This window comes from Exiguobacterium sp. s80, from assembly GCF_018618725.1.
Lineage (GTDB): Bacteria > Bacillota > Bacilli > Exiguobacteriales > Exiguobacteriaceae > Exiguobacterium_A > Exiguobacterium_A oxidotolerans.
In genome coordinates this window covers 667,780-687,090 of record NZ_JACSMP010000001.1, presented here as the reverse complement: position 1 = coordinate 687,090, position 19,311 = coordinate 667,780, and the positions used below count along the sequence as shown (strand labels likewise).

General features: G+C 49.1%; 21 protein-coding genes and 2 pseudogenes. 11 read left to right on the top strand and 12 right to left on the bottom strand.

Annotated features, from left to right (window positions below):
* Positions 1 to 185 precede the first annotated feature (185 nt).
* Positions 186 to 1,544: an alkaline phosphatase gene (locus tag KNP94_RS03610; RefSeq protein ID WP_215115245.1), complete on the top strand. Its 1,359-nt coding sequence runs from the start codon at positions 186 to 188 to the stop codon at positions 1,542 to 1,544.
* A gap of 11 nt (positions 1,545 to 1,555) precedes the next feature.
* Positions 1,556 to 2,203, top strand: a complete 648-nt coding sequence (locus KNP94_RS03605; protein ID WP_215115244.1) for a DUF4352 domain-containing protein — start codon at positions 1,556 to 1,558, stop codon at positions 2,201 to 2,203.
* A 252-nt stretch (positions 2,204 to 2,455) separates the two neighbouring features.
* Here KNP94_RS03605 and KNP94_RS03600 read toward each other — a convergent pair whose 3' ends face one another.
* The 5 genes from KNP94_RS03600 to KNP94_RS03580 form a co-directional block, all read right to left on the bottom strand.
* Positions 2,456 to 4,120 (bottom strand): FAD-dependent oxidoreductase, encoded by a 1,665-nt coding sequence (locus tag KNP94_RS03600; protein WP_215115243.1) that lies wholly within the window; start codon positions 4,118 to 4,120, stop codon positions 2,456 to 2,458.
* A gap of 12 nt (positions 4,121 to 4,132) precedes the next feature.
* Entirely contained in the window at positions 4,133 to 5,437 is a 1,305-nt protein-coding gene (locus KNP94_RS03595) for an arsenic transporter (RefSeq protein WP_214894212.1), read from the bottom strand.
* Between the two features lie 94 nt (positions 5,438 to 5,531).
* Complete coding sequence (locus KNP94_RS03590) at positions 5,532 to 5,840, bottom strand: ArsR/SmtB family transcription factor (protein WP_214765897.1); 309 nt, start codon at positions 5,838 to 5,840, stop codon at positions 5,532 to 5,534.
* A gap of 94 nt (positions 5,841 to 5,934) precedes the next feature.
* Positions 5,935 to 6,177 (bottom strand): hypothetical protein, encoded by a 243-nt coding sequence (locus KNP94_RS03585; RefSeq protein WP_215115242.1) that lies wholly within the window; start codon positions 6,175 to 6,177, stop codon positions 5,935 to 5,937.
* A complete protein-coding gene (locus KNP94_RS03580) occupies positions 6,174 to 6,722 on the bottom strand; it encodes a GNAT family N-acetyltransferase (RefSeq protein ID WP_214894210.1) in 549 nt (182 codons plus the stop codon). The genes KNP94_RS03585 and KNP94_RS03580 overlap by 4 nt, the downstream gene beginning before the upstream one ends.
* A 191-nt stretch (positions 6,723 to 6,913) precedes the next feature.
* Between KNP94_RS03580 and KNP94_RS03575 the strand changes: the two genes are divergently transcribed.
* Positions 6,914 to 7,174, top strand: a complete 261-nt coding sequence (locus tag KNP94_RS03575) for a hypothetical protein (RefSeq protein WP_215115241.1) — start codon at positions 6,914 to 6,916, stop codon at positions 7,172 to 7,174.
* A gap of 328 nt (positions 7,175 to 7,502) precedes the next feature.
* A complete protein-coding gene (locus tag KNP94_RS03570) occupies positions 7,503 to 7,928 on the top strand; it encodes a VanZ family protein (protein ID WP_371815998.1) in 426 nt (141 codons plus the stop codon).
* Positions 7,929 to 8,015: 87 nt separating this feature from the next.
* Here KNP94_RS03570 and KNP94_RS03565 read toward each other — a convergent pair whose 3' ends face one another.
* Positions 8,016 to 9,722: a methyl-accepting chemotaxis protein gene (locus KNP94_RS03565; protein WP_215115240.1), complete on the bottom strand. Its 1,707-nt coding sequence runs from the start codon at positions 9,720 to 9,722 to the stop codon at positions 8,016 to 8,018.
* A 165-nt stretch (positions 9,723 to 9,887) separates the two neighbouring features.
* On the opposite strand from KNP94_RS03565, the gene KNP94_RS03560 reads away from it, so the two are divergent.
* Entirely contained in the window at positions 9,888 to 10,940 is a 1,053-nt protein-coding gene (locus tag KNP94_RS03560) for a C45 family autoproteolytic acyltransferase/hydrolase (RefSeq protein ID WP_088836998.1), read from the top strand.
* Positions 10,941 to 10,999: 59 nt separating this feature from the next.
* Here KNP94_RS03560 and KNP94_RS03555 read toward each other — a convergent pair whose 3' ends face one another.
* Together KNP94_RS03555 and KNP94_RS03550 are read right to left on the bottom strand one after the other, a co-directional pair.
* A complete protein-coding gene (locus KNP94_RS03555) occupies positions 11,000 to 11,479 on the bottom strand; it encodes a GNAT family N-acetyltransferase (RefSeq protein ID WP_214765889.1) in 480 nt (159 codons plus the stop codon).
* Positions 11,476 to 12,063 (bottom strand): GNAT family N-acetyltransferase, encoded by a 588-nt coding sequence (locus tag KNP94_RS03550; protein WP_215115239.1) that lies wholly within the window; start codon positions 12,061 to 12,063, stop codon positions 11,476 to 11,478. Before KNP94_RS03550 ends, KNP94_RS03555 begins: the two co-directional genes overlap by 4 nt.
* A gap of 131 nt (positions 12,064 to 12,194) precedes the next feature.
* Here KNP94_RS03550 and KNP94_RS03545 point away from each other — a divergent pair.
* From KNP94_RS03545 to KNP94_RS03535, 3 genes and pseudogenes are all read left to right on the top strand, one after another.
* Positions 12,195 to 12,950 (top strand): annotated as a pseudogene (locus KNP94_RS03545) (phospholipase D-like domain-containing protein); the annotation flags it as partial.
* 240 nt (positions 12,951 to 13,190) lie between these two features.
* Positions 13,191 to 13,724, top strand: a pseudogene (locus tag KNP94_RS03540) (HAD-IIIA family hydrolase).
* Between the two features lie 54 nt (positions 13,725 to 13,778).
* Entirely contained in the window at positions 13,779 to 14,183 is a 405-nt protein-coding gene (locus KNP94_RS03535) for an NUDIX hydrolase (RefSeq protein WP_215115237.1), read from the top strand.
* A gap of 138 nt (positions 14,184 to 14,321) precedes the next feature.
* Here the strand turns inward: KNP94_RS03535 and KNP94_RS03530 are convergent, their stop codons facing one another.
* Positions 14,322 to 14,783, bottom strand: a complete 462-nt coding sequence (locus tag KNP94_RS03530) for an NUDIX domain-containing protein (protein WP_215115236.1) — start codon at positions 14,781 to 14,783, stop codon at positions 14,322 to 14,324.
* Positions 14,784 to 14,888: 105 nt separating this feature from the next.
* On the opposite strand from KNP94_RS03530, the gene KNP94_RS03525 reads away from it, so the two are divergent.
* The 3 genes from KNP94_RS03525 to KNP94_RS03515 all read left to right on the top strand — a co-directional run bounded on the left by KNP94_RS03525 (position 14,889) and on the right by KNP94_RS03515 (position 16,795).
* Entirely contained in the window at positions 14,889 to 15,398 is a 510-nt protein-coding gene (locus KNP94_RS03525; protein WP_215115235.1) for a MepB family protein, read from the top strand.
* 132 nt (positions 15,399 to 15,530) lie between these two features.
* On the top strand, positions 15,531 to 16,292 hold the full coding sequence (locus tag KNP94_RS03520; protein ID WP_251132556.1) for an arylamine N-acetyltransferase family protein: 762 nt from the start codon (positions 15,531 to 15,533) through the stop codon (positions 16,290 to 16,292).
* A gap of 2 nt (positions 16,293 to 16,294) precedes the next feature.
* Positions 16,295 to 16,795 (top strand): NUDIX hydrolase, encoded by a 501-nt coding sequence (locus KNP94_RS03515; protein ID WP_215115234.1) that lies wholly within the window; start codon positions 16,295 to 16,297, stop codon positions 16,793 to 16,795.
* A 61-nt stretch (positions 16,796 to 16,856) separates the two neighbouring features.
* Here the strand turns inward: KNP94_RS03515 and KNP94_RS03510 are convergent, their stop codons facing one another.
* Genes KNP94_RS03510 through KNP94_RS03500 form a run of 3 tightly spaced genes read right to left on the bottom strand, consistent with a single transcriptional unit; the run spans position 16,857 to position 19,203 of the window.
* Positions 16,857 to 17,567 (bottom strand): DUF554 domain-containing protein, encoded by a 711-nt coding sequence (locus KNP94_RS03510; RefSeq protein ID WP_214894197.1) that lies wholly within the window; start codon positions 17,565 to 17,567, stop codon positions 16,857 to 16,859.
* A gap of 53 nt (positions 17,568 to 17,620) precedes the next feature.
* Positions 17,621 to 18,535 (bottom strand): DMT family transporter, encoded by a 915-nt coding sequence (locus tag KNP94_RS03505; protein ID WP_215115233.1) that lies wholly within the window; start codon positions 18,533 to 18,535, stop codon positions 17,621 to 17,623.
* 2 nt (positions 18,536 to 18,537) lie between these two features.
* Positions 18,538 to 19,203, bottom strand: coding sequence for a GntR family transcriptional regulator (locus KNP94_RS03500; RefSeq protein WP_214812064.1), 666 nt, complete (start codon positions 19,201 to 19,203; stop codon positions 18,538 to 18,540).
* Positions 19,204 to 19,311 lie beyond the last annotated feature (108 nt).

The following is a 19,311-nucleotide window of genomic DNA, read 5'->3' as shown; positions in this document are numbered from 1 at the left end:
GGCTTCGCTGACTAGTTTTTTCATATTTTTGTTTCGTAAGGCATGCCAACTCCTTTTTCTTAGCTCCTTGTCATTACTTCTTCATAATTGTTTACATTTTTCTCATCTTCCGTTCATATTCCTTCAGTAGGATGATGAATGTAGGCAATACATACTGTTCTTTAAATGACCAAGGAGGAATTACCATGAAACTGAAACGACTGATCCCGATTCTCGCCCTATCGACCTTATCGCTCGGCACGATGGTATCGACACCGGATGCCGATGCCAAAAGCAAATACAAGAAGACGCCGGAAATCCGCAACGTCATCTTTTTAATCGGTGACGGGATGGGTGTTTCCTATACGTCGGCGCACCGCTACTTAAAAAATGATCCGACGACGACCGTCGCCGAAAAAACAGCCTTCGACCAGTATCTCGTCGGTCAGCAAATGACCTATCCGGAAGATCCGGCACAAAACATCACCGACTCTGCCTCTGCCGCAACCGCAATGTCTTCCGGCGTCAAGACGTACAACGCAGCGATTGCCGTCGACAATGATAAGTCTGAAGTCAAGACCGTCCTTGAAGCGGCGAAAGAACGCGGTAAGTCAACGGGACTCGTCGCGACGTCAGAAATCACCCATGCGACACCGGCTTCGTTCGGCGCTCATGACGAAAATCGGAAAAACATGAACGCGATCGCAGATGATTACTTTAAGGAACGGATTAACGGGAAACATAAGATCGATGTTTTACTCGGCGGCGGTAAATCCAACTTCGTCCGTCCGGATGTCGATTTGACGAAAGCATTCAAAAAAGACGGTTACGGATACGTGACGGATCTTGACGAATTAAATGCCGACCGCAACAAACAAGTCCTCGGTCTGTTTGCCGATGGCGGTTTAGCAAAACGGATCGACCGCGAAAATACCGTTCCCTCATTGGAGCAAATGACGAATGCGGCGATTAAACGACTCGATACGAACAAAAAAGGCTTCTTCCTGATGGTCGAAGGGAGTCAAATCGACTGGGCCGGACATGATAACGACATCGTCGGCGCGATGAGTGAAATGGAAGATTTCGAACGGGCGTTTAAAGCGGCAATCGCCTTTGCGAAAAAGGACAAGCATACGCTCGTCGTCGCGACGGCCGATCATTCGACGGGTGGCTATTCAATCGGGGCAGACGGGATTTATAACTGGTTCGCCGAGCCGATTAAAGCAGCAAAGAAAACACCCGACTTCATGGCTGAAAAAATCGTTTCCGGCGCCGATGTCCGCAAAACCTTGACGACGTACATCGATCAACAAAAATTGGCTTTGACGGAAGAGGAATTCACTTCGGTCGAACGAGCTGCTGCCTCTAAGAACGTGACAGACGTCGATAACGCGATTGAAGAAATCTTCAATCAACGGTCGCACACGGGTTGGACGACGGGCGGACATACGGGAGAAGACGTTCCCGTCTATGCCTATGGACCGGCTAAAGACCGGTTTGCCGGACAAGTCGACAATACGGATCACGCCAAAATCATTTTTGATCTCTTGAAAAAGAATAAATAAGGAGGTCCATCATGAAGCGACTCCTGCTCTCGATCACGCTTGGAACCATCCTCGCCGGATGTAGTGATTCTTCAGCTGATCAACAAGCCGTGCCGGCACCACCCGTCATACACACCTCCGTCGCACTTGAAAAGACGGACGTCTATGTGCCGAACCCGCAATTGCCGGACGACCGGATGTTGACGAAACGGAATCAGACGGTTCGTGACGATAAAGGTGAATTGACGTTACAACAAATCCAGTTCGTCAAACAAACTCACTCGATTGGACCGATTGACATGACAATCGAGGAAGTAAAAGTTATTCAGACCCGTCCGAGTTACGCGATGATTGATTTCTTTCACGGCTTCACCCATGAAGAAGCATTCGATATGGTGAAGATCCGCGTCACGGTTACGAATACGAGCAAGCAACCGGTCACGTTCAACCCGGTTGCTCATGTAAAAATCAATCAATCGACAGAAAAAACGATTGATGATGACCTGTACCTCGAAGCATTGGCCGGGACATATGAGCCATCGGAACAGCGCAGCGGCAACCTCGGTTTCATCACGGAACGTCCCGTTGAAAAACTCGAGTTTTTGACGAGTGACGTCCTTGATGCGCAGCAGCAGGTCATTAAAAAAGGTCAGCCTTTCACAGTGACGCTACACGATTAAATTAATAGACAAGATAAAGAACCACGTTCCGACTAGCGGAGCGTGGTTCTTGCAGACTGTAGACAAAGTGCTATCGGGAGATCGCGCGTCTGTTTTCGTTGCTTTCCTCGGGCGAGGCGAGACAAGATAAGGAAGCGCGAACGGATTGCCTCTCGTTATCGCATGTTCACGCTTCATAATAGTTTGTCTGCACGCTGAAAGAACCACATTCCGTCAGACGGAGCGTGGTCCCTGTTTATGCGATTTTTGCGCTTATTTCTTAGAAAAACAATGCTTCAGGTGCTGATAGTTCGTATTTCCACCGGACAAGTTACAGACATCCGTAAACCCGAGATTCTTGAGCACGTTTTGCGCTGCATTGCCGGTGACGCCTTTATTACAATAGACGACCGTCGGGATGGATGGGTCGAGTTCCGCAGCCCGCGTCCGCAGTTCGCCGAGCGGGATATGAACCGCGCCGTCGACATGATTCTTCTCGAACTGTTTTTTCGACCGCGTATCGATGATTTGAATCGATTCTTCCGTCGCTGTTTGCTCGACCAATGTTTCCGGCGTCACTAAGCGGGCCGTCTTCTTAATCGCATTATCAAGTGCCATCCCCGTGTAGAGGACAGGATCTTTTGTCGTCGAGAACGGCGGGGCATAGGCAAGATCGAGGTGGAATAAGTCTTCCGCTTTCGCCTTGAATGTGATTGCCGTCGCGAGGACATCTATCCGTTTGTCGACGCCTTGCGGTCCAACGATTTGTGCCCCGAGGACCCGTCCCGTTTTACGGTCAGCAATCGCTTTGATGACCATGTCCTTTCCGCCCATATACTCGGGACGGTCCGGTTTAATGTTGTGTAAAATCTCAATATCGAATCCGGCGGCAAGGGCTTCTTTTTCCGTCAAGCCGGTTTGGGCGACCGTCAAATCGAATGCCTTGAAAATCCCCGTCCCGAGAATGCCGCGATGTGCCGCCTCTTCGCCGGTGATGACCATCCCGGCAATCCGACCCATCTTGTTCGCTGTTGAACCGAGCGGCCGATAGATTGCTTCTCCCGTAATGACGGAAAAGCTCTCTGCGACGTCTCCGACGGCGTAGACGTCTTTCACGTTCGTCTGCATTTGCGGATTGACGGCAATCGCCCCCGTCTGACCGAGTGTGACGCCGATTTGCGTCGCCAGTTCCGTGTTCGGTTTGACGCCGACCGAGAGGATGACGAAATCCGTCGCAATCGATTTTCCGCTCGCGAGTTCGACTTGCGTGACTTCGCCTTCGCCCGTCAATGCCGAGACGGATTCATTTAACAACAGCCGGACCCCTTTACTTTCAAGATGATCACCGACACGCGATGCCATATCAAAATCAAGCGGCGGCATGACTTGCGGCAGCCGTTCGACGAGCGTGACGGCAATGCCGCGATACGTCAATTGTTCCGCCATCTCAAGTCCGATGAATCCGCCACCGACGATCGTGACTGTCTTCGGATCGTGTCGCTCGATGTACGTACGGATCGCACCGGCGTTCTGGACGTTCCGGACGGAAAAGACGTTTGGTGCATCAACACCGGGAAATGGCGGAATGATGCTTGAGGCCCCTGTCGCGAGGACCAGCGTATCGTACGTATCCTCAAAGCGTTCACCCGTTACGCCATTTAAGATGGTCGCCGTCTTCGTCTGATGATTGATTGATTCGACTTCATGTTGGGTCTTGACGTCGATGTTGTAGCGTTTTTTAAAGAATGCCGCGTCCCGTGGTGTCAAGGTATCGATGTCTTCGATCTCACCACCGACGAAGTACGGGATGCCGCAACCCGAGTACGAGATGTCTTGATCGCGGTCGTAAATCGTAATTTGTAATGATTCGTCGTTCCGACGGGCTTTCGCGCCGACCGATGTTCCGGCAGCAACTGAACCGATGATGAGTAGTTTCATGAATAATCCCCCTTAGTAAAGTAACAAGCTGATGTAAAGACCAAGTAAGGTGATCGCAAGCGTCGGAACCGTTAAAATCGTTCCAATCTTAACGTATTGTCCCCACCCGATTTTAACACCTTTCGTCCGTAAGACGTGTAACCAAAGTAACGTCGCAAGACTCCCGATCGGCGTGATTTTCGGACCTAAGTCGGAGCCAATGACATTGGCATAAATCAAGGCCTCCCGGATCGATCCTGTTGCCTGACTGAGATCGATCGCGAGTGCATCAATCATCACGGTCGGCATGTTGTTCATGATCGATGACAAAATGGCAGCGAGGAAGCCCATCCCGAACGTCGCGGCGGCGAGATTTGTCGCAAATCCATCGATGATGTCCGCTAAAAGTTGCGTCAGACCGGCATTTTGAAGCCCGTAAACGACGATGTACATCCCGAGCGAGAAGAAGACGATTGCCCATGGTGCACCAGCGATGACTCGTTTCGTCGGGACACTTGGTGAACGGCGGGCCATCAGTAAGAAGAACAAGGCGATGACGCCGGCAACGAGACTGACGGGAATCCCGATAAGATCACTCGTGAAGTAACCGACGACAAGCAGCACGAGGACCACCCATGATAATTTGAACATTCGCTGATCTTTGATTGCCGCGCGTGGTGCGACGAGTTGTGTCACGTCATAAGTCTTCGGAATACTCTTACGGAAGTAAAGATAAAGTACGAGTAAACTCCCGGAAACCGCAAAGACGTTGACGAACACCATCCGTGCCGCATAGTCCGTAAAGCCGATGTCAAAGAAGTCGGCCGAGACGATGTTGACGAGGTTCGAAACGACGAACGGCAGACTTGCCGTATCGGCGATGAAGCCGGACGCGAAGACATACGCGAGGACGACATAATCCGGTAACTTTAAGTGCCGGACCATCGCGAGGACGATTGGTGTCAAAATCAACGCGGCGCCGTCATTTGCGAACAAGGCAGCGACCCCTGCCCCAAGCAGCGTCATGTAGATGAACAATTTCAATCCGCCGCCTTTGGCGATTCGTGCCATATGTAAGGCGGCCCATTCAAAGAAGCCGATCTCGTCTAAAATCAGCGAGATGATGATCAACGCGATAAAGGTAAAGGTCGCGTTCCAGATGATGCCCCAAACGGTCGCGACATCGTCCAGATTGACGACGCCGGTCAGCAAGGCGATGATGGCCATCCCGATCGCCGAATAACCGATCCCGAGACCTTTCGGTTGTTTGATGATTAAAAATAACGTGATTAAAAAGATTCCAATCGCAAGTACGTGTGTTCCAGTCAAAATCGTCACTTCATTTCTATAAAAAATTTTAATTTCAGCAACTTCACATAACAACCTTGTTATATAAGGACGCTGTCGACCAACCGAAAAGTGACCTTTCCGGTCAGCACATATTTCCTTCCGTCAAGGACGGTCGTTCGAGTGTTGCTAAAATCGTCACGAGCAATGCATAGTGTGAATGGTCCGGATTAAGCCGAAAATGAATCCACTGACGATCGCGTCGTTCCAAGATGATGTGCGCTTGCCGTAATAATTTCAAATGCCGGCTGATTGCCGGCTGGGATATGCCATACACATCGACGAAATCACAGACACAGTGTTCACGCTCTTGCAGGCGATTCAACATATCAAGCCGGATTCCGTCACTCAGCAATTTCAAATAGGCACTGACTGTTTCGACGTCTGTGTTCAATGGCCCCTCGCCTCCTCCTCTTTTCCTATGCCACGTGTTCTAACATAACCAGTCTATTATATAACTAGCTCGTTATTCAATGATTTTTAAAAGATTATTTTTTGTTCTGTGTAAAGGATGTGAACGCCGGTAGATTGACGACCAAAAAATAAAGCGCGAATGCAATAAAAAAGAATACGGTGAAGGACAACAATTTTTCATCATGTAAAAACAATGTCCGGTCGATGTGCAGGTGCCCGGTTTTATCAATCGCGACCGGCATCGTCACCAGTGTTAAAAAAATACCGCCCATCAGGAAAAGTCCAAGTATGTTGAAATACCGTTGCGGTGTTTTCATGATTTCACCACCCAGTCCGGTTGAATTATCGAAAACAAACACCCATCATGCGAACGTCCACCTTGATAGAGATAACCCCGCAGTTTGCCTTCTTGAACGAACCCTTGTTTTTCGAGGAGACGGATTGACGCGACATTATCCGGGAAGGTGACGGCTCCGACACGGAATAAATCAAGTTCTTCAAACGCATACCGCAAAATTACCCGGACCGCTTCCGATGTATAGCCTTTCCCCCAATAAGCGGGACTTAATTCGAAACCGATTTCTGTTTTCTTGCTGTATTCACTCAAGTGATTAAAGCCGATCGTCCCGATGAACGCTCCGGTTTCCTTGTCGACCATCCCCCAGCGGATGCCGCGTCTTGTTTTATAGGTATCGTCGAATGACTTGACGATCATGGTTCCTTGTTCGGCAGATGTCAACGGGTCCATCCCGTAAAAGCGCGTCACCGCCTCGTCCGATAAGATTTCAAATAATGCTTCCGCATGGTCGTCTGTTACTTCGACGAGCTGTAATCGCTCCGTTTGTAAAACGGGAAAAGTCATGTTCATTCCTCCGATTTTCATTTACTGTCCTTAAACGCATATTACGGCACTCCCACTCAAAATCCCTGCTTTTTCCACAAAAACAATGTTAATTCCTAATAATGAAAGACGAATGGGTTTTTGTTGTGTTATCCTATTTTTGGTATTTAATTCCCATTTTCCTTGTTTAAATTATTTAGGAGGTAAATGTTTTGAGTACAAAACTAGCATTCATCTTATGTCTCATGCTTGTAGCTGGATTTCGCATCATCCATCTGTTTGATCTGCCTTATTTGATCCAGCAACTCTATGGTGTGTTTTATCTTATCGCGACAGGAATCATCGCATTCATATTATGGAAACAAAAAAAGCGAAACGCGTCCAATCTTAAGGACGACAATTTATCAAAATCAGGCGAGAATACTCCCACCTCTAAGCGTCTCAGGGCGAAGCCCAGCGCAGGTGGGAGATGAATCGCCTTCGGACAAGACGTGTCTTGAGACACGTCAATTGCACGACATTCTTGGTTTAAAAACACTCAAAATCAGGAATAAAATCAATGTCATGTTCTTTGAAAACTGAAGATATAGGGTTGTGACAGGGAGTTCGTCTGTCACGTAAAATCTTCAACGTTCACCTTGCGGATGACCGAAGTAGCGAAAACCAAGCAAAGTAGGCATCCGCGTAAAAAAAAACTGACAAGATTAACTCTCAACCGTCGGGACGACGGGGGTAGCCTGATAAAGTTTCGACCGATAGGTCGGATAACTCAGGAATCCTCCACCTCTTAGCGTAGCGTAGGTGGAGGTAGTTCAATTCCCTCCGCAAGCAGGTTCAATCGAAATTCAGTTGCGCCCTTTCCACTTTATTAACGATTGGATGATTGCAGGACAGCAAGGCAATTGGTTCTTTTGGAATTCAGTAAAGTTGACTGCTTATAACTTCCTTTTGTTCCTGCCGCTCGGCGTCTATCTTGTTGTCCTTTTCAAAACACGGTTCACAAAAGGGTTGCTGTTCCTTTTTCTGACGAGCTTTGTGATTGAGACGCTGCAATTTGTCTTCAGTTATGTCGGTCTGCTCTTCCGTCGTACCTTCAACGTTGATGATCTATTGCTGAACACACTCGGTGGCTTACTTGGGATGCTCATCGCCTATAGCGTCATCCACTTCATGCTGACGAAATTCAACCAGTTCCCGAAGCAAACGGATAAAACTAAAATTTCGTAACCAATTAAAACGACGGATGCCTTTCGCTGTAATAGCGTCGCATCCGTCGTTTTTGTATGATTTTATCTTTCACGATCCGAAATCGATTCAAACTTGAAACCGGTCCGCTAGTCCTTTTAAATCCTCTGCCATCGTCGCGAGCGACTGCGAGGCCGATGAAATTTCCTGCATCGATGCCATCTGTTCTTCCGTCGACGCTGAAATATTCTCCGTTCCGGCAGCAGCACTTTCCGTGACGCCCTGGATTTCCCGCATGACGGCCGCGATTTGTTCGCTGCCCGCTGCCATTTCCTGAACAGCACCGGATACTTCTTCGACTTGATCGGTCACGTCGACGATTGAGCGCTCGATTTCCTTGAACGAATCACTCGCTGCTGCGACGACGTGAATCCCGCTCGTCATCTCGCCTGATACTTTCTCCATCGAGACGACGGAATGTTCCGTCTCCCGCTGAATGACTTGAATCAATCCTTCGATTTGCTTCGCCGCAACCGCCGATTGTTCGGCGAGCGCCTTGACTTCTGCTGCGACGACGGCGAATCCGCGCCCTTGCTCTCCGGCACGTGCCGCTTCAATCGCTGCATTTAAGGCAAGTAAGTTCGTTTGCGCGGCGATGCCCGTGATCGACGCCGTAATCTGCCCGATTTCTTTTGAGCGACCACCGAGTCCGACGATGACGTGTCCAAGTTCCGTGACGTCCGTATTGATTTGTTCCATTTGTCGGCCGAGTGTGTCGACGACTTGACTGCCTTGCTCGACTTTCCCCATCGCGTCGCCGGTCACGTCAGACATCTGTTGCGCATTCCGCGCGACTTGGCGGATGCCGGACGTCAATTCCTCGACCGTTCGTGACGCGCCCGAGACTTGACCTAGTTGTTGTGTCGATCCGCTCGCGATTTCTTCCATTGTCACGGCGACGAGTTCCGTCGCTTTCGTCGTCGCTTCCGCGTTCGCACTCAGTTCGTCCGATGCTTTCGCGACGTGGTTCGACGTGCCCGTCATCTCGACGATGACATGATGCAACTGTTCCGTCATCGTATTGAACGATGCTGTTAATTGACCAAGTTCATCTTTTGAATTGTAATCACCACGTACCGTCAAATCACCATCACCCGACTGTTCCATCCAGCCTTGGAGTGAACGGATCGGTCGCGTGATTAAGCGAATGATGTAAATCGCTAAAATCGCAAACAAAAGCAACGATCCGATGAAAATTGCCGCCATTAAGTAAAAGGCTGTCTGTTTCTCTGCCTGATTTTGTTCGTTGATCGACTTCGCTTGATTCGTCATCGATTTCATTAAGCTTGCTGCCGTATCAGCGACTTGATCCCGAACTTGTTCGAGACCAGTAGAGTATGTTTGATAGGCTTCTTCTTTATTGCCTTCAATCGCTAAACTTTGAATCGTACTGAGTCCATTGTCGTAGGCGATGATGTAATCGTTTAGTTCTTCAAGCTGCTTCGCCTCACGGGCACCAATGTTCGCCGTCCGCTCGAACTTGTCGACCGCCGTCCGGATTTGTGCTTGGCGTTGATCGATTAGACCCTCCAGTTCTTCGAGTCGTGCCGAATCTTTCGTCAACATCATCTCGACGAGGAACGAATCGAGCGCCCGGGTATCAATCCGAATCTTCCCGACTTCTTGAACGGGAATTAAATTTTCTTCATACATCGCTTCAGATGCATTGGCCATCTGATTTAAAAAGTAGATGCTCGCACTCGTAATCAGGACCATCGCGACGAGTGCTGTCGCAACCAACACTTGAATCTTTCTTCGTACTGTCAAATTTTTCATCCATTTTCCCCCTCACTTTTCTATATCGGTAAAATGAAGCGATGTTTGACTCTTTTTACGGAATTTTTCCAATCCATGATGTGTTACCGCCAATGCGTCGGCTACGACTTTTGTTAAGTCGTTCGGTATAATCGGCAGTACGAGAAGCAGAAAGGATGAGTCGTCATGCAACAGGTTGCTAATGAAATCACTCAGTTTCGCGGCACCCATTACGAGTTCGGTCGCGAACAAGGACGGTACGTCAAACAAAATGAATTACTCCATAACCGGGAAGACAACTGGAAGATTCGGGTTCCACGCTTTCAGGTCGACCCGGGCGAAACAAAAGAAATGTTCCTGCGGTATGTCCCGCACATGTGGGATGAAATCCTCGGACTCCAGGATGAACTTGAACTGTCGCTTGAAGACACATTGCTTCACTTTGGTCATTACCGCGTCGAAGGTCCGAAAAGCGGCTGTTCGATCATGACGGGCGACAATTTTTTAGTCCGCAATTATGATTATCATCCAATGACCTACGACGGACGGTTTTCCGTTTTCCAACCGACGGACGGCGGTTCTGCCATCATCGGTCCCGCGTCACGCGTGACCGGTCGGATGGACGGGATGAACGAACACGGTCTTGCGATGGGCTACAACTTCATCAACCGGCGACGCCCCGGAGACGGTTTCGTCAGTTTCATGATTGGCCGGATCATCCTCGAAACGTGTACATCGGTCGAAGACGCGATTTCGCTCGTCAAGGAATTGCCGCACCGCGGTTCTTTCACCTACGTCGTCCACGACAAGTCGGCGCGCTCGTTCGTCATCGAAGCGACGGCACGCGACATCGAGGTCCGGGAGACGAATCTCTGTACGAACCACTTTGATTTACTGCAACACGAAAACCGGTTCCATCTCGATGACTCGAAACGACGGATGATGGAGATGAAGTCGCACCAGCACTTGATTCAAGATGCGGAGTCTGCCTTCCGTCTGCTCAACGATACCGATAAAGGGGTCTTTTCCGAGCTTTACTCCCACTGGGCCGGAACGATTCATACGTCGGCGTACTTTCCGGAGGACTTGAAGGTCTGGTTCGCGCTCGGTGGTGACCAAGAGCCGGTCGAGTTCGATTTCCGCGACTGGTTGGCCGGGAACGACTTTGCTCTGAAACGCATCGAAGGAGAACTTGAGACCGACATCCAGTTCGCGAACACGTTACAGACGTGGCGCTGAACGAATTCAACTAACAAAAAGCACGAAAGCAGCTGGTACAGTTGCTTTCGTGCTTTCATTTAATCCAACCGTTTTTCCATATGGAGATCCGTCGGCGCGTACCCTGACGATTCATACAGCTTGATCGCCCGCGTATTGTGGGCAAAGACATGAAGTCCGATGATTTTGATGTTCATCCGCCGTGCGACCTGTTCAAGCGCCACCATCGCCTGTCGCCCGTAGCCTTTTCCTTGGTGATGTGCATCAACCGAAAAATCATAGATGAATGCCGTCCGTCCCTGTTTTTTTTCCACGACATGAAACCACATCATCCCGACCGCCTCAGTCGTCGCCTCATCGACTAGCGAGAAAAGATAATTGTCTTTTGACGCGCGTCCGTCCGGTAAGAGTTGACGAAACTCTTCCGTCGACCGGTCGATGGCTTCCGCTTCCACCCACGTTCCGGCTTTCACCTTTTCCGCGGCGTACTCTTCAATTGCCGTCGGTAAATACGTCTGATACATCGTTTCCGTCATCGGTTCAAAGCGGATATTTATCATCGGCTGTGCCCTACTTCCGTTTGTTCGACCTGTGTCATTTTCGATTGCCAGTCCTGTGCAAGCATCGCGTAGACGATGATATCATGGAAATCTCCGTAAAGCCGTTCTGCCGACCGTAATGTTCCTTCTTTGACGAACCCGAGCCGCTCGGGAATCCGTTGACTCCGTGTATTGCCGGCCGCACATTCAATGACGACTCGGTTCAAGCCGAGGTTCACGAAACAGTACTCCGTAATGAAGCGAACGACTTCCGTCATCAGGTTTTTTCCGCGCCCGGCTCCCGTTACGTAATAGCCGATTGATGTCTGGCGTAACGTTTGATTGATTTCGTGCAGGGCGACCGTTCCGACTAGAGCGCCGTCATAATAAATCCCGCAGGCGAAACCGTCTCCGTCCGCATACTGCTTCAGCCAGGCCGGAATCACTTCGTCGCGATAGCTGTCCGGTCCCGTCGCTCCATCGACCCAGCCGAGCCACTCCCGTAAGTGGTCCCGGTTGGCGTCGACTAAGGCGAACAGGGCGTCGGCATCTTGCCGTTCAATCAATTTTAATCCGAGTCGTTCTGTGATTTGATGGGTAAACATGTCGTTTCACTCCTTATGTATGTCTAAAGCTATACTTTAGACGTTAAACGTTAAAATACCTGCTTGAGAATCTGTTGCTGTGATGAGTGGGACAGATTTTTGTGAATGACCTGTTTTGGTTTCGTCGTCAGCGCGTTCTCTATGATGCAATCGGCTCCTGGAAACTCAAAGCGAAGGACTTTGCTGCCTTTAACCAAGACAGCGGTGAAGTCCGGTCGTTTTTCGCTTCGCTGTTCGGCATCTTCAACCTGCGGATCAACAACCGCAATCACCGGAAACTTTGTACGATTGACCGGCAAATCGGGTATATCGGCGGTTTTAACGTCGGCTCCGAGTACCTCGGGGAAGACGAACAGTTCGGTTACTGGCGTGATACACATCTGCGGGTCCTCGGCCCCGTCGTCGAAGCACTCGAGTTTCATTTTGAACAGGACTGGGATGCCGCGAGCCGTGAGCGAACCGATTGGTCAACGGCACCGATTCCACCGCTAGCGGATTCGACAGACCGTGTCCCGGCTCAAATCGTGACGTCCGGTCCAACGTCAGAGACGGAATACTTGAAAAACATGTTGATCCAAATGATTGATACGGCGGAAAAATCAATCTATATTCAGTCATCCTACTTTATTCCGGACGCCAGTTTCATGGATGCCTGCCGCCGAATCACCTTAGCGTCCGGTGTCTCCCTGAAGATCATGATTCCGAACCAGCCGGATCACCCGTTCGTCTACTGGGCGACGTATGCGGCGGTCGGCGAAGAACTGGAACTGCTCTTTTTATCAGACGTCGCCGATAGTAGCTTGTTAACGCGGGAAAAATACGCTGCCCGTCCGTGGATGATCCGCTTTAAAGAAAGTATCTCGCGCCTGTTATCGCCAATCTTATAACATTAAAAAAAGTAACAACCAGCATGTAATGGAATAACTAAACAGATGGACGGCAAATCATAAATTAACTCATTTTTGGCTAAACATACTCATTTTGAGTGATTTTGAGTATGTTTAGCGTATTTGACTATGTTTAATGAGTTCATTTTTCTTCTAAACGGATTCATTTGTTATAAAAATGAGCATGTTTAATGGCATGGGGTAGCGTACCTACTAAATTCATGACAGGAGATCAAAACGATGAAAAACATAGAAGCTGTCTTTTTGGATCGTGATGGTACCGGCGGGGGTACCACCATGCACTACCCAGGAGAATTTGAACTGTTTCCGTATACCGCTTTGGCAATCAATCGATTAAAAGAAGACCGGATTCCATTATTTTCATTCACAAATCAGCCCGGTATTTCTAAAGGCTTAGCAACAAGCGAAGACTTTCAACAGGAATTGACTAGATTCGGTTTTGATGATGTTTACGTATGTCCACCCCCCCTCAAGAAGGTTGTACGTGCCGGAAGCCTGATGTTAATGGAAGCACGACACACCCATGATTTAACGCTAAACAACTGTGTCGTCATCGGGGATCGTTGGACCGACATGTTGGCGGCTTCAAAAGCAGGATGCCTTAAAATTTTAGTACGAACAGGTGCGGGGGAAATGTCGTTACGCGACCATCGTGACGAAACAAATAACATCCATATTGACTACATTGCAAGTGACTTAAAGGATGCCATCAGTTGGTTGTACAGCCAGTATTATTTAACTGACAGAGCATAAAACAAGATATAGTGCCGGTTACAAGTCTTATATTTAAATAAAGGTGGAGATTAGATGATGCCAAAACATTCACTCTCAGCAGGTGCCGTCGTCCTTGATGAACACGGAAAAATCCTGCTTATCAAAGGACCAGAGCGAGGTTGGGAATTTCCGGGTGGGGTCATTGAACTAGGAGAAACCATCGAGGACGGAATCATCCGTGAAGTGAAAGAAGAATCCGGAATCGATATTGAGGTGACTCGCTTTTGTGGCATCTATCAAAACATAAGCCAACATGTTTGCGCGACCTGTTGGCTGGCAAAAGCAGTCGGTGGGACACTACAAACGAGCAGCGAAAGTCTGGAAGTCGGCTTTTTCAGTTTAGAAGAAGTTCTAGACATGGTGACCTGGTCAAATTTCAGTGAACGAATCCTTAAAATTTTAAACGAAGCGGAACAACCCTTTTATGTTGCTTTTTGACTCCTTCACTTCACCGTTCCGAGAAGACAGCACGTAGACAACGAAGTGCTCCAAATTAGAGCATCCATCGCCCCAAATCTTTTGGCCAAATAGGTGTCCTTGTTTACGGAGCCAGCATTTGCTTTTAATTCGATGATTTTAATAATCGACGGCTTCCCTGACTGCCCATGTCTGATGCGCATGAAATAACTTATCCGTATCTTGAAGACTAAGCCACGCCGGATGATGATCCATTTCGACTGCAGCTTGTGTCAACTCGAGTAACGTCACTTTGTAAAAAAACGCATCGTTGAGGATTGCTTCACCGTTTCGTGCTATAAAATGCTGTTTGGCCCGTCCTATCGGTGCTTCGATACGAATCGTATAACCCGTCTCTTCTAACAGTTCTCTGTGAAGTGCTTGCTCCGGTGTTTCACCGACTTCTCTCCCACCTCCGGGAAGGAAGAAATGTTGTGAATTAGTCCGAACGCTTAGGTATTTTTGTTGTTCCTTATCAACGACAACAGCATAGACGCTCGCCTTGTTTTGATAATGCACCCCTTCCTGCTTCAGTCCGAAAATCGGAATCTCTTTTTCAATATTCGTTTTAGACTGTCTCATTGATGATCTCCTTTATACGCGTAATGTCATTTCAAATAGAATTTGTGATATACAGCTTTATACTAACTATAGACGATTTAAATCCGTTGAGAGGTGAACTGAAACGTGCATGATTTTTTCGAAGTACTGAATTACGTAAATAAAATCATTTATGAACCCAATCGTTTACCATTAGAGAGGGTTCAAGAAGAACCACAAAATGCGAACTATGGTGCTGGGACTTTTAAAATATTTTCCAAAACCGTTCGTTTTCGGATAGGACATGTAACGCCTACAAAACTAGGACAGTTTGTGGTCTTTTGGGAAAAAGACGACAACAATAAGAATCAGCCCTATCGATATGACGAAGCCCCTGATTTATTAGTCATCACGACTTTTAAAAATGAGACAGCATTCGGACAATTCATCTTTCCGAAAGAAGTACTTCTTCAACAAAATATTCTTTCATCTGATGCAACAAAAGGAAAGATGGCGATGCGTGTTTATCCAAGTTGGGATACACCAACAAGTAAACAAGCCATCGCAACTCAAAAATGGCAGGCACCATACTTTATCGATATGTGCGATGCTAGTGATTCGTTAAATGAGGAACTAGTTGAACGTTATTCGCTTTAATTTCCCGAAAACTCTTTTTTCATCGATTCATTTCATTTTAAAAAATCAATTGATTCGGTACTATCCAGACTGTTTAATTAAATTCCAGACATTTTGTGCCATACTAAGGAGATTGAAAAAGGAGGAATTCAATTGTCATCTCTCATGAAAACAATCGCATCCCGGATACAGTTTCCACTTGACCGGCCGATTACGTTTGACGATTTACCATCTCTATTAGAAGCATTCGCCTACCACCTGCCGTTTGATAATCAGGCCGTCCTCTCGAAACGGACGTTACCTTTTAACGAAGCACGCCTTGAGCAGACGTTCGTCACCAATCAAGCAGGCGGTGTCTGTTACGATTTAAATCATCTGCTCTATGAAATTTTGCGGATCAAAGGATTTGATGTCGCGCTCGTCAAAGCGACCGTCTATGACAATGAACATGAAGTCTGGTCGGCGACCGGTCCGACCCATGTCGCGATTCTACTCCAGCATGCAGGCGCGACGTACCTCGTCGACAGTGGGTTCGGAATCAATCTCGCCTTACGCCCTGTTCCATTGACAGGTGAGATCGTCCTTTCACCAAGCGGCAGCTTCCGGATTGCCCCGAACGGTTCCGGGTACCAGCTTGAAATGCAACGGATAGGACTCGACGACACGTTCATCATCGGCTACCATTTTTATACCCAACAGACGCTTTTGCCGGAGCAGCTCGCAGCGATCGAACAAATCATCCAGCAGCATGCCGCCTCCCCGTTCAATAAACGGAGTTTACTTGCCGTCCGGACTGAAACCGGCCACCGGATTTTGACGGAACAAGCCTTGACGACTTGGACGGATGGAAAGAAAACGATCCAACCCGTCCCGTCAGACGAACAGTATGCGAGTTGGAAAAAGGAGCTGTTCTGATCGTGCAGGACGTACCCTACCCGTATACGCTTTGCCTGGTCCGCCAAGACGATCACTTCCTGCTGCTCAACCGGCAAAAGCAGCCGGCGATGGGAATGTGGAATGGTGTCGGCGGCAAAATCGAACCCGGTGAAACACCAACTGCCGCTGTCGTCCGGGAGACGTTCGAAGAGACGGGAATCATGCTGTCACAAGTCCAGTTCGCCGGTACAGCCGTCCTACGCGCTGAACAGGCAGTCGGCATCTACCTCTACCTCGCCGACTTACCGGATGGTCAAACACTTCCGACACCGCTCGTGACGCGCGAAGGGATTCTCGACTGGAAATCGCTAAACTGGATTCTTGATCCGGACAATATCGGGATCATCAGTAACTTAAAACATTATTTACCGAACATCTTGAACGGTCCTCTTTGCCGACACACGTTCGACTACAATCAACACCAGCTGACCGATTACACGACCGATGTTTTGCCTAAAGACGCGCTTCAATCTATTCACTAAAAAAACTGCGCCCCTCATTTCGTGGACAACAGATGTCTCCGAGATGAAAGGCGCAGTTTTTTTAATTAAATCCGGATAGTTGAAGTCCTGTCACAATCAGGGCCACCATCACGATGCCGGGCAGGAGATTTGCGACCCGGATTTTTGTGATACCGGCAAGATTCAACCCGATCGCTAAAATCATCACCCCACCGGTCGCCGTCATCTCGACGATGAACTGTTGCAAGATGGCATCCGGAACATATTGGGTGATTGCGACGGCACCGAGGGCAATCGCCCCTTGATACAGAAGTACGGGAATGGCGGAGAAGATGACGCCGATGCCGAGCGTCGAACTGAGGACGAGCGCCGTAAAGCCGTCAATCAATCCTTTCGTATACAATACGTCGTGATCCTGACGCAATCCGCCGTCAAGCGCCCCGAGCACGCCCATCGCGCCGATGACGAAGATCAGCGTCGCCGTGACGAATCCTTCAGCGATGTTTGACGGGCGTCCCCGGCCGATTCTCAGTTCGAGCCATTCGCCGAGCCGGTTGAGCTTTTCATCGATCCGCAACCATTCGCCAAGCGCCCCACCGATGACGAGACTGCCGATGACGATTAAAAAGTTCTCACTTTTCAACCCCATCTGGACACCGAGCACGACGACGGCGAGACCGATTGCCTGGACGACCGTTTCTTTCGTCCGCTCGGGAATTCTGTGAAACAGGAGACCGAGTAACGTCCCGACGATGATCAGTCCTGTGTTGACAAGTGTTCCTGTAAGTACCATCCTTGTTCCCTCGTTTGCTAAGTTATTTTTAAATTAAGGTAGTTGAAATAAAGTCAATCCGAGATGACGGTCGGACTGGCTTGCCGAAAACTGTGGAGTGTCATCCCAAGCATGACGAGGATAATTCCGAGCAGTCCGAGACCTGACGGAAATGCCGCGTGTAAAAAGACGGCTTCTCCGAGGACGGTGAACAAAATTTCGAACGATTGTGTCGCCTCGATTGTCGCGAGCCGGACGGGATCACGATGGACGAGCGATGTCGCGTAAAAGAACAAGGACGTCGCGACGACGCCGGAAAAGATTGCGACGAGTGCCGACTGTGATACTTGTGCCATCGAAGGGACGCCACTCGAACGGTATGCAAATGCCGTCAAGATAAACCAAAACGGAAGACTCGCGAGCGTCATCCCGAGAATCCGGTCGAACACGTCGAGTTGGTCGCCGTACCGTATGAGCATCTTCCGGTTCCCGAGCGGATAGGCGACCGCTGCAATCAGGACCGGGACGACACCGTACAGCATCGATGACAGGCTGACGTTTTCCGCGACGGCAAGTTGCATGACGATGACGCCGGCGACGATGACAAGGGAAAATCGTAACGCCGTCCAGGGAATCTTCTGGTGAAACAACGGCGCAAGCAACGGACCAGCAAGGATTGTCAGTTGCCACGTCCCGGCGATCAACCAACCGGGCGCATGATCGGCAGCAAAACAAATCCCGCTGTAAAAAATGCCGAAGCCAATCGTCCCGTAGATGAGCCAAAATTTCGGGTCTTCACGGAGCGCCCGGAAGACGTGTCCGACCCGCCGGCGAAAGGCGACGATTATAAACAACAACGGCAGCATAAAATAAAACCGGAGTGCCGCACTGTAAATCCAGTGCCCCCCACTTCCTTGCATCGATTGGTTCAAGATGAAGGTGACGGCAAAAAACAATGCCGCCAAGGTACCGAGTACGAGCGGACGCATTTTCACTCCTCCTTCAGTGCTGCGATGATATGGCGACCGAGCCCATTCCAGTTCTGCCTCGTCAACCGGACGAGTAAATCGACATCCCGCTGTTCGCACGCTTGTATGATCGCATCGTGGTCATCTGCCGACGAACTACCGATCCGGCTGAACTGGGCGAACTCAAGCCGACGGACGAGCGGCGTCAAGCGACTCAACGTTTCAGTCAGTTGCTGATTCTGACTTGCCTGTAAAAAGACATGATGAAACGCATCATCACATTGCATCGCTTCGAGGGCATCCTCCTGACCGATTGCCGTCCGAAATTCGGTATTCAGCTTGCGTAACGTCACTAACGTCTCCGGCGTAATGTGCGGAAACGCCAGTTGACTCGCGAGTCCATGGAGCGTCGCGACGATCGGAAACGTCTCGCGTGCCTGCACCACATCCAGTGCCGTCACGTTCGTCCGTGAACCGGGTTTAAAGACGACGAGTCCCTCCTCTTCCAGTTTTTTCAGTGCTTCCCGGACAGGCGTCCGGCTGACACCGAACTGTTCTGCCAGTTCCAGGTCATTCAATTTTTCACCCGGCGCCAGTTCCAAGGTGATGATTTGTTGCTGCAAGTGTTGATACACTTCCTGACTCAAGGAAGTCCGTTTGATTTTAAGAGTCTTTTTTGAGTTATCCATAAAACTAATATATTGCATATCAATGCTGATTGCACTTGTTTTTTTCAATTATCAGGAAAATTTAATTCACTACCTTGTATTACATGTTATTGAATGATAGGCTATAGT